This window comes from Variovorax paradoxus (assembly GCF_029919115.1).
GTDB lineage: Bacteria > Pseudomonadota > Gammaproteobacteria > Burkholderiales > Burkholderiaceae_C > Variovorax > Variovorax paradoxus_O.
This window is the reverse complement of record NZ_CP123990.1, coordinates 3,572,609-3,587,680: the sequence shown is the minus strand read 5'-3', so window position 1 is coordinate 3,587,680 and position 15,072 is coordinate 3,572,609. Positions and strand designations below refer to the sequence as shown.

The 15,072-nt window shown below is 65.9% G+C and carries 11 protein-coding genes; 5 read left to right on the top strand and 6 right to left on the bottom strand.

All coding sequences use genetic code 11. The features are described from left to right. Positions 1-11: 11 nt before the first annotated feature. A complete protein-coding gene (locus tag QHG62_RS17355; protein ID WP_281151690.1) occupies positions 12-1,625 on the bottom strand; it encodes an AMP-binding protein in 1,614 nt (537 codons plus the stop codon). A gap of 113 nt (positions 1,626-1,738) precedes the next feature. Here QHG62_RS17355 and QHG62_RS17350 point away from each other — a divergent pair, with 113 nt between their 5' ends. The 3 genes from QHG62_RS17350 to QHG62_RS17340 all read left to right on the top strand — a co-directional run bounded on the left by QHG62_RS17350 (position 1,739) and on the right by QHG62_RS17340 (position 7,410). Continuing rightward, positions 1,739-2,443: a TetR/AcrR family transcriptional regulator gene (locus QHG62_RS17350; protein WP_281146791.1), complete on the top strand. Its 705-nt coding sequence runs from the start codon at positions 1,739-1,741 to the stop codon at positions 2,441-2,443. A gap of 66 nt (positions 2,444-2,509) precedes the next feature. Continuing rightward, positions 2,510-3,757, top strand: coding sequence for a branched-chain amino acid ABC transporter substrate-binding protein (locus QHG62_RS17345; protein WP_281146790.1), 1,248 nt, complete (start codon positions 2,510-2,512; stop codon positions 3,755-3,757). A 431-nt stretch (positions 3,758-4,188) separates the two neighbouring features. Further along, the gene (locus QHG62_RS17340; RefSeq protein ID WP_281146789.1) at positions 4,189-7,410 is read left to right on the top strand and encodes a bifunctional cytochrome P450/NADPH--P450 reductase; all 3,222 of its coding nucleotides are present in this window, start codon (positions 4,189-4,191) and stop codon (positions 7,408-7,410) included. Between the two features lie 15 nt (positions 7,411-7,425). On the opposite strand, the gene QHG62_RS17335 is transcribed toward QHG62_RS17340, so the two are convergent. From QHG62_RS17335 to QHG62_RS17315, 5 genes are all read right to left on the bottom strand, one after another. Beyond that, positions 7,426-8,199 (bottom strand): esterase/lipase family protein, encoded by a 774-nt coding sequence (locus QHG62_RS17335; RefSeq protein WP_281146788.1) that lies wholly within the window; start codon positions 8,197-8,199, stop codon positions 7,426-7,428. A 92-nt stretch (positions 8,200-8,291) separates the two neighbouring features. After that, the gene (locus QHG62_RS17330) at positions 8,292-8,927 is read right to left on the bottom strand and encodes a TetR/AcrR family transcriptional regulator (protein WP_258502574.1); all 636 of its coding nucleotides are present in this window, start codon (positions 8,925-8,927) and stop codon (positions 8,292-8,294) included. A gap of 40 nt (positions 8,928-8,967) precedes the next feature. Beyond that, on the bottom strand, positions 8,968-9,501 hold the full coding sequence (locus QHG62_RS17325; protein ID WP_281146787.1) for a phasin family protein: 534 nt from the start codon (positions 9,499-9,501) through the stop codon (positions 8,968-8,970). A gap of 23 nt (positions 9,502-9,524) precedes the next feature. Further along, entirely contained in the window at positions 9,525-10,079 is a 555-nt protein-coding gene (locus QHG62_RS17320; protein ID WP_126748321.1) for a hypothetical protein, read from the bottom strand. Positions 10,080-10,215: 136 nt separating this feature from the next. After that, positions 10,216-11,907, bottom strand: coding sequence for a WS/DGAT/MGAT family O-acyltransferase (locus QHG62_RS17315; RefSeq protein ID WP_281146786.1), 1,692 nt, complete (start codon positions 11,905-11,907; stop codon positions 10,216-10,218). Positions 11,908-12,095: 188 nt separating this feature from the next. Here QHG62_RS17315 and QHG62_RS17310 point away from each other — a divergent pair, with 188 nt between their 5' ends. Next, positions 12,096-14,144: a prolyl oligopeptidase family serine peptidase gene (locus QHG62_RS17310; RefSeq protein WP_281146785.1), complete on the top strand. Its 2,049-nt coding sequence runs from the start codon at positions 12,096-12,098 to the stop codon at positions 14,142-14,144. After that, the gene (rocF, locus tag QHG62_RS17305) at positions 14,141-15,064 is read left to right on the top strand and encodes an arginase (protein ID WP_281146784.1); all 924 of its coding nucleotides are present in this window, start codon (positions 14,141-14,143) and stop codon (positions 15,062-15,064) included. Before QHG62_RS17310 ends, rocF begins: the two co-directional genes overlap by 4 nt. The last annotated feature ends 8 nt before the right edge of the window (positions 15,065-15,072 follow it).

Genomic DNA, 15,072 nt, shown 5'->3' with positions numbered 1-15,072 from the left:
GAGAGAACCTTTCAGGCTTTGTCTTTCAGCAGGCGCCGAAGCACCTTGCCCGCGCCCGTGGTCGGCAACGCGTCGATGAAGCTCACGGCGCGCGGCGCCTTGTAGCTCGCCATGTTGTCGCGCGACCAGGCAATGAGCGCGTCGGCTTCGAGCGCGGCACCGGGCTTGCGCACGATGAATGCCTTCACCACTTCGCCCTTCTCCGGGTCGGGCTGCGCAATGACCGCGGCCTGCGCCACGGCGGGATGCTTGATGAGAATGGTCTCGACCTCTTCAGGGAACACGCTGTAGCCCGAGACCTTGATCATTTCCTTGAAGCGGCCGATGAAGGTGAGATACCCGTCCGCGTCGAGCTTGCCCATGTCGCCGGTGTGCACCCATTTGCCGCGCAGCGTGGCCGCGGTGGCCTCGGGCTTGTTCCAGTAGCCCTTGAAGCAGCCGGGGCTGGTCAGCACGATCTCGCCGACCTCGCCTGTGGGGACGTCGGCTTGCGTGTCGGGGTCGACGATGCGAATGGTCACGCCCGGCACCGCAATGCCCTGCGTGCCCCAGCGGGGCGCATGGTGCGGCGTGTAGGTGTCGCAGGTGTGGGTTTCGCTCAGGCCGTAGGCGGCCTCGAACGATACGCAATGGGGCGCATGCGAGCGCCATTGCGCGGCCAGCGGCTCGGTAAAGGTAATGCCGAAGCTGGTAACCGGATTTCGCTTCAGGCTCGAGAGATCGAAGCTCGCGATGTCGGGCACCTGCATGCAGGCCACGTTCATCGGTGCGATGCTGTACCACCAGCTCACCTTGTGCTGTGCAATGGCTTGCAATGCAGCGCGCGGGTCGAAGCGATGCAGCAGCACCGATGCAGCGCCGCTGAGCACCGGCACGTTCACGCCCATCAGCATGCCGGCGATGTGATAGAGCGGTGCAATGGAAAGCAGCACGTCGTCGCCAGTCACGCCATTGCAATCGGCCGCGGCGCGCGTCTTGAAGAGCGCGTTGCCGTAGGTGAGCATTGCGCCCTTCGGCAAGCCGGTGGTGCCCGAGGTGTAGGTCATGAGCGCCACGTCGTCCAGGCCGATGCTCACGGGCTGCGGTGCGGCACCGCTTTGCATCACGGAGAGAAAGTCTTCGCACCCTTCGGGCACGCTGCGAACCGAATTGCGTTCTGCCAGCAGTTCGGCAGGCAGGTCGAGCGCGGGCTCGGCGGGCAGCAGGTCGGCGTAGTGCACCACGAACACGTGCTCGAGTGCACTCTCGGGCTGCACCTTGCGCACCACCGGCAAGAGCGGCGCGGCCACGACGATCGCGCGCGCCTTGAGGTCGTTGACCTGATAGGCCAGCTCGTGCTCCTTGTTGAGCGGTCCGCTGGGGCAGACGATGGCACCGATCTTCTGGATGCCGAAGTGCGCCACCAGGTACTGCGGGCAGTTGTTGAGAAAGAGCACCACCGGCTCTCCCTTCTTCACGCCGATGGTTTGCAGTCGGGCCGCAAAGGCATCGCTCGCAAGATCGAGCTGCGCCCATGTCATGGCATGGCCGTACCAGATGCATGCCGCGCTGTCGCCGCGCTCGCGCGCATGGGCGCGCAGGTACTCGTGCAGCGGTTGCTGCGGACGGGGTGGAAGCTCGCTCAACCCGCGAGCCGTTGCGGTTGTCTCCATGGCGTCACTTTCTCAGGGTTATCGATAGCCGCCTGCGCGGGGCCGGCGCTTGCCAATGAGTGCATGGTGCACCAACAATCCTACCCATGGGTATAACTTCGGCGACACGGCACAAACCCTCTGGCGATGCCGATGCTTCGGCATCCACCACGGCACAGCCGCATCTGCCCCAGGGCACGGGCCGCCAACGCGCCGCCACGCAGGGCACCGACCTGCAGCGCGAGCGCATCTTGCAGGCGGCCGCGCAGCTCTTTGCGGCACAGGGCTATGCCAACACCACCATGGCGCAGATCGTTCGCGCACTGGGTGTGACCAAGCCATTCGTGTACTACTACTTCCGCGACAAGCAGGAGATCTTCGAGACGCTTTCCTGGCGCCCCGCGGTCGACTGCTTCACCGCGCTCGACTTTGCCGCGGACGATCCGCGCCGAGCGAGCGAAAAAGTGATCGAAGGCATCGAGCGGCTGATTCGCGCGACCGTTTCGCACCACCCCTGCGCTTTTTTTGCGTACCGCGAGCCGCAGGTGTACCGGCCCGAATACATCGCCGCGCAAAAGAAGCTCGCGCACCACTTCTACGACCTGCTGTGCCCGCTGCTCGAAGAAGCGAGACGCGATGGCGACCTGGACTTCACCGAAACCAAGATCACCGCGCTGGCCGCCTGCAGCCTGCCGGGTTTCCTCTACAGCTGGTACCGGTCCGACGGCCGCCTTTCGGCCGACGAAGTGGTCGCCGAACTCACGAAGCTTGCAAGCCGCGTGATCGGCCTTCGCGCCAACGAACCGCATTGATGCGAAAGGCGCGCACGGCGCCCTCCGCGGAAGTTTCTTTTCAAACAACATCGGAGACACACTGACATGAAATCCAGGCACGCCCCCATCGCCCTCGCGGTGCTGCTGGCCCTTGCGGGTACGGCACAGGCCCAGCAGCAAACCTACAAGATCGCGTACATCGATCCGCTCTCGGGGCCGTTCGCAAACGTGGGCGAGCTCATGCTCACGCACACGCAATACGCCATCGAAGAAATCAACGCCAAGGGCGGCGTGCTCGGCGGTACCAAGCTGCAGTTGCTTCAATTCGACAGCAAGCTCTCGGCACAAGAAAGCCAGAGCGCATTGCAGGCAGCCATCGACCAGGGTGCCAGGGCCATCGTCACTGGCGGGTCGGGCTCGTCGGTGGTGGCGGCGCTCGTCCAGTCGGTGACGCGGTGGAACCAGCGCAATCCGGGCAAGGAGCTGATCGTGCTGAACCATTCGTCGATCGACCCCGAGATGACGGGCAAGACGTGCAGCTTCTGGCACTTTCAGACGGAGGCGAACACGGCGATGAAGATGAAGGCGCTGGCCAACTACATCAAGAAAACGCCCGACGTGAGGAAGGTGTACCTGCTGAACCAGGAATATGCGCACGGCAAGCAATGGGCAAGCTACGGGCGGCAGCTGGTAGGGCTTGCACGGCCCGATGTGCAGTTTGTCGGCGAAACGCTGCATCCGATCGGCCGGGTGAAAGACTTCTCGCCGTATGTCGCGAACATCAAGCAGAGCGGTGCCGATTCGGTGATTACCGGCAACTGGGGGCAAGATATGACGTTGCTGCTCAAGGCCGCGGGAGACGCGGGCTACGACCTGCGCTATTTCAACCACAGCGCGGGCTCGGTGCCGGGAACGGTGTTGGCGGTGTCGCAAGCCAAGCTGGGGCAGCTGACGTGGGTGGCCGAATGGCATCCGGGCCAAGCCGATACGCCGCGCGCCGATGCACTCGCGAAGGCCTACAAGGCGAAGACGGGCAAGGACTTTCTCGCGCCGCGCATCGACTTCACGCCGCGCCTCCTGGCTGCGGCCATCAACAAGGCCGGCAGCACGGACACGGTGAAGGTGGCGCGTGCGCTCGAGGACCTGAGCTTCGATTCTGTGGTGGGGCCTGTGCGCATGCGCGGCGAGGACCATCAATTGCTGCTGCCGCAAGTGGTGAACACCATTGCGCCTGTGGATGGCAAGAGCGTGAAGGTGGGCTGGGAAGGAACCAACTACGGGTTCCGGACGGATGCTGTGTATACGGGGAACGAACTGGCTCAGGGGACTGAGTGCAAGATGGTTCGGCCCTGACGGTTCGTTGAGCTTTTTCAGGGCGGGTGCAAAGGCCACCGGGTACTCCCCTCCGCGAATGTCCCCCGGGGCTGCGCCCCTCCATGTCCCCCGGGGCTGCGCCCCTCCTCCTTTATTTCGCTGCGGGGAGCACCCGATGCCCTGTGCACCGGGGCACGCTGCTGGTGTTCCGCTGATCAACCACGGCTCCGCCCAACGCACCCGCTGGCGGGGTGCCTTGCGCAGCGAAATAAAGGAGGAGCCCGAAGGGCGGGGGACATTCGCGGAGAAAGGTACCCCGTCGGCGGGTGCGCCGCCCTGAACAAGCGGCGCCCCAAGCACCGACCAAGCCTAAGGGAAACCCCGTCTGCCTTGTCCCCATGCCGTCGAGATACTCCGTGGAGTCACACCCCGGACATCCCGAAGCGGGTGCACTCCAAAGGCGCAAACCCATGGCAGGCAAGAACTCGCTCCATCCGATACCGCATCCGGCAAAGAAGCCTTTCGTAGGCAACCTGCTGTCGATCGGATCTGATTCGCCCGTGCTGGACATGTGGCGCATTGCGCAGGAGCTTGGCGGAATCTACTGGCTCGACATGCCGGGCATGCCGGTGATCGTGGTGTCGTCGCCCGCGCTGGTCGACGAGCTGTGCGAAGAAGCGCGCTTCGACAAGAGCACGCGGGGCGCGCTGCGCCGGTTGCGGGCCGCTTCACACGGGCTGTTTACCTCCGATACGCACGAAGAAACCTGGTCCAAGCCGCACAACATCCTGTTGGCCAACTTCAGCCAGCGCGCAATGCAGGCCTACCACCCGATGATGCTGGACATCGCGAGCCAGCTGGTCACCAAATGGGAGCGCCTGAATTTTGACGAAGAGGTGGACGTGGTGCGCGACATGACGGCGCTCACGCTCGACACCATTGGCCTGTGCGGCTTTGGCTACCGCTTCAATTCGTTCTATCGCGAAGGTTTTCATCCCTTCGTCGATGCGATGGTGCGCACGCTCGAAACGGTGCAGAACCGCCGCGGCCTGCCGCTCGAGGAGCTCATGCTGAAGAAGGAGCTGGCGCAGCAGCGCAAGGACATCCGCTACATGCACAAGATGGTGGAAGACATCATCGAGGAGCGGCGCGCGAGCGGTGCCGATATTGCCACCAAGCCCGATCTCTTGAGCTACATGATCGCGGGCGTGGACAAGAAGAGCGGGGAGCAGCTCACCGACAAGATGATCCGCGACGAGTGCATCGAGTTTCTTATCGCGGGGCATGAGACCACCAGCGGCCTGCTCTCGTTTGCGATCTACTTTCTGCTCAACAACCCCGAGGCCATGGCCAAGGCGCAGGCCGAGGTCGACAGCGTGCTGGGCGGCGACACCTCGCAGAAGCCCACCTATGCGCAGGTGAACCGGCTGACCTACGTGCTGCAGGTGCTGAAGGAGTCGCTGCGCCTGTACCCGACCGCGCCGGCAATCTCGATGCGCGCGAAGGAAGACACCACGATTGGCGGCCAGTACACGATCAAGAAGAACAACATGGTCATCATGCATGCGCTCGCGCTGCATCGCGACAAGGGCATCTGGGGCGAGAACGCCGACCAGTTCAACCCCGACAACTTCAGCCGCGAAGCCGAGCGCGAGCGGCCGGTCAACGCCTTCAAGCCCTTCGGCAACGGGCAGCGCGCCTGCATCGGGCGGCAGTTTGCGCTGCAAGAGGCGGTGCTTACGCTGGGCATGATCCTGCAGCGCTTCAACCTGGTCGATCACACGGGCTACAAGCTCAAGATCAAGGAAGCGCTGACGATCAAGCCCGAAGGCTTCAAGATCAAGGCGCTGCTGCGCGACCCCGCCTCGCGCCCGCGTGGCAACGGCGAGACCACCGCCGCCGCGCCGGATGCGCCGGTCAAGCCCGCGGCACGCAAGCCGCAGGCCGCGCGCCACGGCACATCCCTGCTGGTGCTGCAGGGCTCCAACCTGGGCACGGCCGAAGACCTGGCGCGCCAGCTGGCCGAGGCCGGCGAGCTGCGCGGCTTCTCCACGCAAGTGGCTTCGCTCGACGACTATGCCGAGCGGCTGCCCGCGAACGGCGCGGTGGCGATCGTCTGCGCTTCTTACAACGGCGTGGCGCCCGACAACGCGGCCGAGTTCCATCGCTGGCTCGACAAGGCCGACGACTCGCTCAACGGCGTGCGCTTCAGCGTGTTCGGCTGCGGCAATACCGATTGGGCCGCCACCTACCAGGCGGTGCCGCGCCGCATCGACGAGCGGCTCGGGGCGCTGGGCGCCACGCGCGTGCATCCGCGCGGCGAAGGCGATGCGCGCGAAGACATGGATGGCGCGTTCCAGGACTGGAGCGACGCGCTCTGGCCCGAGCTGGTGAAGACCTTCGGCATCCAGGCCGGGGCGGACACACCCGCCGAGGCCGAGCCGCTCTACACGTTGGAAGAACTGCCGCCGCCGCAGAAGAACGCACTGGTCGATGCGCTCGGCGCCGTGCCGCTGCGCGTGGCGGAAAACCGCGAACTGCAAAGCCCCGGCGGCGATGCGGGGAGCAGCCGATCCACGCGCCATGTCGAGCTGATGCTGCCCGAAGGCGTCGACTACGTGCCCGGCGATCACCTGAGCGTGGTGCCGCGCAACAGCCCCGCGCAGGTGGAGCGCGCGATGGCGCGCTTCGGGTTCGACCGCTCCGCGCATGTGCGGCTGCATGCCGCGGCCGGCCGCAAGGCGGCGCTGCCGGTCGACCAGGTGGTGGCCGTAGACCGCCTGCTGGGCGACTACGTCGAGCTGCAGGACGTGGCCACGCGCAAGCAGATTGCAACGCTCGCCGCCTACACCGAGTGCCCGTTCACCAAGCCCAGGCTCATGGCGCTCTCCGGCAGCGACGAGGCCTCGCAGGCCACCTACAGGGCCGAGGTGCTGCACAAGCGCAAGTCGCTGCTCGACCTGCTCGAGGAGCACCGCGCCTGCCAGGTGCCGTTCGCGGTGTTCCTTGAAATGCTGTCGCCGCTCTCGCCGCGCTACTACTCGATTTCTTCGTCGCCCTCGATGACGCCGGGGCGATGCAGTGTCACGGTGGGCGTGGTGAGCGCACCGGCGCTTTCGGGCAACGGCACCTTCGAGGGCGTGTGCTCCAACTACCTGGCGCGCGCGGAAGCGGGCGACACGGTGCACGGCGTGATCCGCGAAACCACGGCCGAAGGCTTTCGCCTGCCCGAGGATGCGCAGCGCCCGCTCATCATGATCGGCCCAGGTACCGGCCTTGCGCCGTTCCGCGGCTTTCTGCAAGAGCGCGCGGCGCGGGTCGAGCGGGGCGAAGCGCTGGGCGATGCAATGCTGTTCTTCGGCTGCCGGCACCCGGAGCAGGATTTCATCTACGCGGAAGAACTCAAGGCCTGGTCGCACCGCGGGCTGATGAAGCTGCACACGGCCTTCTCGCGCTCGGGTGAACGCAAGGTGTATGTGCAAGACCTCATCCGCGAGCAGGGCGCGGCCGTGTGGAAGCTGCTCGAAGCAGGCGCGGTGATCTACGTGTGCGGCGACGGCTCGCGCATGGAGCCCGACGTGCGGCGCACCTTGAGCGACCTGGCCCGCGAACACGGGCACGACAGCAATGCCTGGATGGACAAGATGATTGCCGACCAGCGCTACGTGCTGGACGTCTGGGCGGGGGCCTAGCCCGTGCGGCTCAGCTCAGACCTCGCGGTCTGGATCGGGATAGACCAGCGGCCCGAGCAGGCCGCGGTTGAAGGGCTTCCACTTGCCCTCTGGCTGCGCCAGGCGGTCGGCCACCGCATAGAGCACGGCGGGGTGGCCGCCCAGCCCCAGGTGGCTTGCCACCACCTCGATGTTCTCCGCCTTGGGTCCGGGTTTCTCGAGGCTGCAGCGCCAAGCGACGACACCGTCGGTGCGGCTGAAGATCGAGGTCGTGGGCACCGGCGGCGTCGGCTGCACGAACTTCATGCGGCGCGGGTCGTGTGAGCTCTGGCCGCTTACGCCTTCGTACACCCGCCAGGCGTTGGTGGCGCGCGGGCTGCCGGAAAACGGGCTGCCCAGGGTGATGACGTTGCGGACCAGATCTGGCTGTGCGGATGCGAGAAGCCGCGCATAGATGCCGCCAAGGCTCCAGCCGATCACGCTGACCTTCTGGCCGCTCTTTTCATTCAGCGACTTGAGCAGCGCCAGCATGCCGTCTTCCACGCCTTCGCGCGGACCGAAGTTGCGGCCCAGGCCCCAGCCGTGTGCGTCGTAGCCGCGGCTGCGCAGGTAGCGGCGCAGCAGCAGCGTGGAGCCGTCGCCCGCCACGAGCCCCGGCAACACGATCACCGGGTGCCCGTCGCCGCGCGGCGTGAGCTGCAGCAGCGGCCACATCGCCACGCCGGCACCTGTTTCCCAGAGTGCGCGTGCTTCGGCCAGCATCAGCAGGCCCGATGGTGGCGCAATGTGGTCTCGGGTGGCGGTGGTCATGAGGGCGGAATTCCTATGCTTTCTGTTTCGCTGTTGTGTGGGACGAGCATGGCGAACCAAAGTTTCACCGCCTCGTCGGACAACTGCGATGTTTATCCGAGGTATTTGCCCCGCAGGTAATCAAGGTAAGCCCTCGATTCGCTGGAAACATACGGGGAAATCAGGGTGAGCGTATAAAAAGCCGCCAGTCCCGGGTCGGCCTGCGCGAGCGCATCGCGCCCCGGCACCAGGCGCTCGAACGAGAGCCAGCAGGTGGTGGTGAAAACCATCTGCAACGCCAATATGCGCGCCTGCTCCGCACTGGTCTGGATGACGCCCGAGGCCACCAGGCCTTCGCACAGCGCCTGGGCCGCGAGCAGGTTCTGCGCGGTGAGCGCCTGCGCACGTTGGCCTAGCGCGGGGTATTCGCCGGCCAGGAAAGCCATGTCGCGGTAGATGAAGCGGTACTCATCGATGGCCTCGAAGCGCAAATGCAGCGCAAGCCAGAGGTCGTCGATGGCGGCAATCGAATCCGAAGAGCCGTTGAGCACTTCGAGCCGCTGCTCGAAGCGCCTGAACAGCCACTCGACGATCAGCTGCTTGGCCTTGAAGTGGTAGTGCAGGTTGCCCGGGCTCATGCCGAGCTCGGCCGCAATCTTGTGGGTGGACACCGCCGCAAGGCCTTCCGCATTGAACAGCGCAAGGCTGGCCTGCAGGATGCGATCGCGCGTGGTGTTGGAACTGGCCACAACCGGCTGGTGCGTGCGTCGGTATTCGCTGGGCCGGGGCTCAGCGCTTGCCGCTGCCGCGCGGGCTGGGGTTCTTGGGTTCGAGCTCGGCAAGGCGTTCGCGCAGCCTGGCCACTTCTGCACGCAACGCCTGCACCTCTTGCGCGCTGGGCATGCCGAGCCGCTCCAGGGCGGTGGCCACGCGCTGGTCGAACACGTCTTCGAACTTGCGAAGGCCGAAACTGTCGAGGCTCGGAAAGCCGCGCGTGAGCGGCGCCTTGGCGGCACCGGCCGTTGCGTCGAACTTGCCTTGGCCGATGCCGAGCAAGCCTTCGATCACGTTGGCCTGGCGCATGGCGACGTCGTCGCGCACATTGCCGAGCGCCTTCAGGCCCGCGCGAAGCAGGCCCTCGGCGCCGCCGGCCTTTTGGGCCGGCAGCGCCTTGGGTGTGACAGCAGCAGATTTTTTCTTGGCTGCCGCAGCCGTTTTCCTCGCTGCGGGCGCCTTTTTGGCCGCGGGGGCTTTCTTCGCAGGCGCCGCCCTCCTCTTCTTCAGATCCTCAGCCGAATCGGTCGAACGGGGTCGGGTCGCCATGCGTTGTTTGCTCCAGGATCGGGTCAGGCCGCCTTGCGGGCGGCGGTGCGGCGAACCGGCTTCTTGGCGGCTGCCGCCTTGGCCTTCACGGTACGCACGGGCTTGGCTTCTTCGGTGCCGCTCACGCGCACTTCGATCTGCTTGGCACCGGCCGCAACCTTGTCGGCGATTTGCACCGACACATTGGCGATCGGCTGGTTCAGCGCGTTGAAGGTCTTGACCACCGAGGTGACCACGGGCGACTCGACGCCTGCCACGCGGCCGGCCACGGCTTCGATGCCGCTCGTGGTGCCAGCAGCGACGCGGTCCATCACCGAGACGATGCGGCCGGTATCGATGTCCAGGCGGTTGGCCAGGAAGCCGTTGATCTTTTCTTGCGCGCCGATCAGGTTGGCCTTGACCTGCTCGCTCACCAGCGGAATCTGGCGGCTGCCCAGGAATTCGCTGTAGCGCGAAGCAGCGCCGCCGAGCAGGCGATGCACGCCGGCGCGGTAGGCACCCACCAGGGTCTTGCCGGCGTCGTTGTACTGACCGATGACGTGGATGGCGGCGGAAGAGAAAGAAGCTTGCGTGGTCATGTCGATTTCCTGGAAGTTGAACGGTTCGCGGGATTCGCGATGGGTTGATCTTCTTCCGGAGTGCCTAGGCCTGGAAAACTAGAACGGTCGGAAAACTAGTCCAACTGCCCCAATTTTCTCGCTGCGAGCCTGCGAATCATGCCGCAGCCGCCGTTCTGGCGCGCTTGACCGGCGCCGCGGGCTTGCGGGGCGCGGCCTTGCCCGGGACCGTCTTGATTGGCGCCTTCCTGGCGGGGGCCTTGGCGGCCGTTGTCTTTACCGCCGCCGGCTTCTTCGCTGCCACCTTCTTTGCAGCGGGCTTCGGCACGGCTTTCGGGGCAGCCTTTGCTGCGGGCTTGGCCGCAGCCTTCACGACAGGTGCCGGCTCAGGAGCGGCCGCAGCCTTCGCGGGCGCCGCACCCGCAGCCGCCGGATGCGTCTGCGTCAGGTCCATCAGCAGCTTGTGCTCGGCCAGCATGTAGTCGCCGATCTCGGTGATGTCCGGCACCGCCCGGCGGCAGGCAATGAGGCCGTAGTCCATGCGCCCGTTGTAGCTCTGCACCGTCACGTTCAGCGCCGTGCCGTGGCTCGCGATGGACACCGGGTAGTAGCTGGTGACCAGTGCGCCCGCAAAGTACATGGGGAACGGCGCGCCCGCCACGTTCGAAATGGCCACGTTGGCCGCCGGCGGCAGCAGGTTCACAAGCCCCGAGCGGCCGACCATCGACGCGATGCCCGACACCAGCCAGGGCGCAGCAAAGGTCGGAAAGTCGTCCAGGATCATGGCCTTGAAACGGTTCATCGTCGACTTCGATGCATTCGACGACGCGTTGATGGCCTTCAGCCGCTGCACCGGGTCGGTAATGTCGGTGGCCAGGCTCACCAGGATCATGCTGGCCTGGTTGTTGGCCGTGTCGTCGCCCGCTTCGCGCAGGCTCACGGGCACGCCGGCCACCAGCGGCTTGGCGGGCAGCTCGTTGTTGTCGGCCAGGTAGTGGCGCAGCGCGCCGGCCACCGTGGCCATGACCACGTCGTTGAGCGACACGCCGAAGTGCTTGGCAATGTGCTTGGTCTCGGCCAGCGAGATGGTGCGGCCTGCAAACGTGCGCTGGTTGGTGATCGACACGTTCAGCGAGGTGCGCGGCGCAAAGAGGTTGAACTTCTTCGGCGCGGTGGCGGCGTCTTTCTCGGCCGCCTTTTCGTCGGGCTTGGCCAGGCCGCCGAGCGCCCGCGCAATGGCCGGCGCCATCTTGAAGAGCTTGACGTACTGCTGCGCCGTGTTGCGCAGCGCCGCGGTCGCGAGCTCGGCCATGCCAAGCTGGTAGCCGCTGCTGCGTGGGCGTGCGCGCGGCGGCTTCACCACGCGCCCCGTCGCCTCCAGGTCGAAGATGGCCTTGCCGAGCGCCACGCCGGCCTGCCCGTCGATGCCCGCATGGTGCACCTTGGTGTACAGCGCCACCTGGCCGCTCTTGAGCCCGTCGATGATGAAGAACTCCCACATCGGGCGGCTGCGGTCGATGAGCGTGGAATGCAGCCGCGCCACGTATTGCTGCAGTTGCCGGTTGGTGCCGGGCTTGGGCAGCGTGATGTGGCGCACGTGGTAGTCGAGGTCGATGTCGTCGTCTTCCACCCATACCGGGTTGGTCATGTCGAAGGGCATGAGCGCGAGCTTGCGCGTGAACACGTCGGCCAGGTGGATGCGGCTGGCCATGAACTGCTTGGCGTCTTCGTAGAAGTCGCCCTTGTAGCCTTTGGGCAAATCGAGCACGTTGAGCGAGCCCACGTGCATCGGCATCTCGGGGGTTTCCAGGTGCAGGAAGGTGGCATCAAGACCGCTCAGGTGTTTCATGTGACATGTCTCCTTGTGTGCGCAGGCGCCGTTCGGCAGGATACCCGTGGGCAGCCCCGCGAACAGGGGCGAATCCGTCGAACGCGGGTTTGTCCCGAGCCCCTGGTGCATCGCGCTATGAATTCAATAGCTTCCGACGGGCCGTCAGGGACATCTCTTCTTTCACGCCGGATTCGTACACTGCGGCAATGACTTCAACCTCTTCCATGCAGACCGACGAGTTCCTGTGGCTCGAAGACATCGACGGCGCCGAACAACTCGACTGGGCGCGCCAGCACAACGCGAAGACGGTGCAGCGCTACGCGCAGTCGCCGGCCTTCGAGCGTCTGGAGAAAGGCATTCTCGAAGTGCTCGATTCGGACGACCGCATTCCGATGGTTCGCAAGATCGGCCCGCTGTTCTACAACTTCTGGCGCGACAAGAAGAACCCCAAGGGCCTGTGGCGGCGCACCACGCTGGCCGAATACCGCAAGCCCCAGCCCGCCTGGGAAACCGTGATCGACCTGGACGCGCTGGCCGATGTCGACAAGGAGAACTGGGTGTGGCACGGCGCGCAGTGCCTGCAGCCCGAATACAAGCGTTGCCTGGTTTCGCTCTCGCGCGGCGGCGCCGACGCCAACGTGGTGCGCGAGTTCGACCTGGAGCTCAAGCAGTTTGTCGAAGGCGGCTTCACGCTGCCCGAGGCCAAGAGCAACGTGGCGTGGAAGGACATCGACCACCTCTACGTGGCCACCGACTTCGGCCCGGGCTCGATGACCAGCTCGAGCTACCCGCGCATCGTCAAGGAATGGAAGCGCGGCACGCCGCTGGAGAGTGCACTGACCGTGTACGAAGGCAGCGCCGACGACATGACCGTGAGCGCCTGGCGCGACAACACGCCGGGCTTCGAGCGCGACTTTGTCTCGCGCCAGATGGACTTCTACGACAGCGAGACCTGGCTGCGCCACGCCGACGGCCGGCTCGTGAAGATCGATGTGCCCGACGATTCCAACGCCGACATCACCCGCGAGTGGATGCTGGTCGAGCCGCGCAGCCCCTGGACCGTGGGCGGCACCACCTACAAGCCGGGCTCGCTGCTGGCCGCGAAGTTCGACGACTACATGGCGGGCAAGCGCGAGCTCACGGTGCTGTTCGAGCCCGACGACACCACCGCGCTCGACGACCATTCGTGGACCCGCAACCACCTGATCCTGAACGTGATGCACGACGTGGTGAACAAGCTCGAAGTGCTCACCCCGCAAGCCGGCGAATGGAAGCGCGAGAGCCTGGGCGGCGCGCCCGAGCTTTCGACCATTGCGGCCGGCGGCATCGACGAAGACGAGAACGACGATTTTTTTCTGACCGTGAGCGGCTTCCTGCAGCCCACCACGCTTTACATGGGCACCATCGGCAAGGGCGAGCCCGAGCCCCTGAAAGACAGCCCCGGCTTCTTCGACGCCTCGCGCTACCGCGTGAGCCAGCACTTCGCCGCGTCGAAGGACGGCACGCGCGTGCCGTATTTCGAAATCGCGCCGAAGAACCTTGAGGCCAACGGCAAGAACCCCACGCTGCAATACGCCTATGGCGGCTTCGAGATCTCGCTGCAACCCAGCTACAGCGGCGCCATTGGTCGCGCATGGCTCGAGCAGGGCGGCGTCTACGTGGTCGCCAACATCCGCGGCGGCGGCGAGTACGGCCCGCGCTGGCACCAGGCCGCGCTGCAGCAAAACCGCCTGCGCACCTGCGAAGACTTTGCGGCCGTTTCAGAGCACCTCATTGCGCGCAACATCACGTCGCCGCCGCATCTGGGCGCCATGGGCGGCAGCAACGGCGGGCTGCTGATGGGCAACATGCTCACGCTGTACCAGCAGCTCTACGGCGCCATCGTGAGCGAGGTGCCGCTGCTCGACATGAAGCGCTACACGCACCTGTCGGCGGGCGCCTCGTGGATTGCCGAATACGGCGACCCCGACCAGCCGGAAGAATGGGCGTGGATCAAGGCCTTCTCGCCCTACGAGAACGCGAAGAAGGGCCAGCCCTACCCGCCCGCGCTCTTCACCACATCGACCCGCGACGACCGCGTGGGCCCGGTGCATGCGCGCAAGATGTACGCAAAGCTGGCCGCCATGGGCTACGACGCCAGCTTTTACGAGAACATGGAAGGCGGCCACAGCGCGGCAACGGACAACAAGGAATCCGCCTTCATGGACGCATTGGGCTACGCCTACCTGTGGAAGCACATCGGGCCATCGACATGAGCAACGACAACGGCATTACCCTCGAACTGATCGGCGCACCCACCGACATCGGCGCCAGCGTGCGCGGCGCCGGCATGGGGCCCGACGCCCTGCGCGTGGCCGGCCTGCCAGAGGCCTTGGCGCGGCAGGGCTTTGCGGTGCTCGACCGCGGCAACCTCGCGGGCCCGGCCACACCGTGGACCGCCCCTGCCAACGGCCTGCGCCACCTGGACGAGGTGATTGCGTGGAACCGCTCGGTCTACGCAGCGGTCGACACGGCACTGGGCCTTGGCCACGTGCCGCTCATGATGGGCGGCGACCACTGCCTGGCCATCGGCTCCATCAGCGCGGTGGCCTGGCATGCGCGCAAGCGCGGCAAGAAGCTGCGCGTGGTGTGGCTGGATGCGCACTCCGACGTGAACACCGAAACCACCAGCCCGAGCGGCAACCTGCATGGCATGCCGGTGTCGTGCCTGCTGGGCCACGGGCCGGCAGTGCTCACCGGCTGGAGCGGCGAGCGCGCGGCGCTGGAGCACGACGCCATCCGCTTCATCGGCATCCGCAGCGTCGATGCCGACGAGAAAGAGGCCATTCGCACGCTGGGGCTCAACGTGTTCGACATGCGCCACATCGACGAGCACGGCATGCGCACCACCATGACCGAGGCGCTGCAGGACGTGGACGAAGACACCCACCTCCACGTGAGCTTCGACCTCGACTGCCTCGACCCTAACATCGCGCCCGGTGTAGGCACCGGCGTGCGCGGCGGCCCCACCTACCGAGAGATGCAGCTGTGCATGGAGATGATCGCCGACACCGGCCGGCTCGGCTCGCTCGATGTGGTGGAGCTCAACCCGGCGCTCGACGTGCGCAACCAGACTGGCGAGGTGGCCGTGGAGCTGATCGAGAGCCTGTTCGGAAAGTCGACGCTGGTGCGCTGACCGCCCTG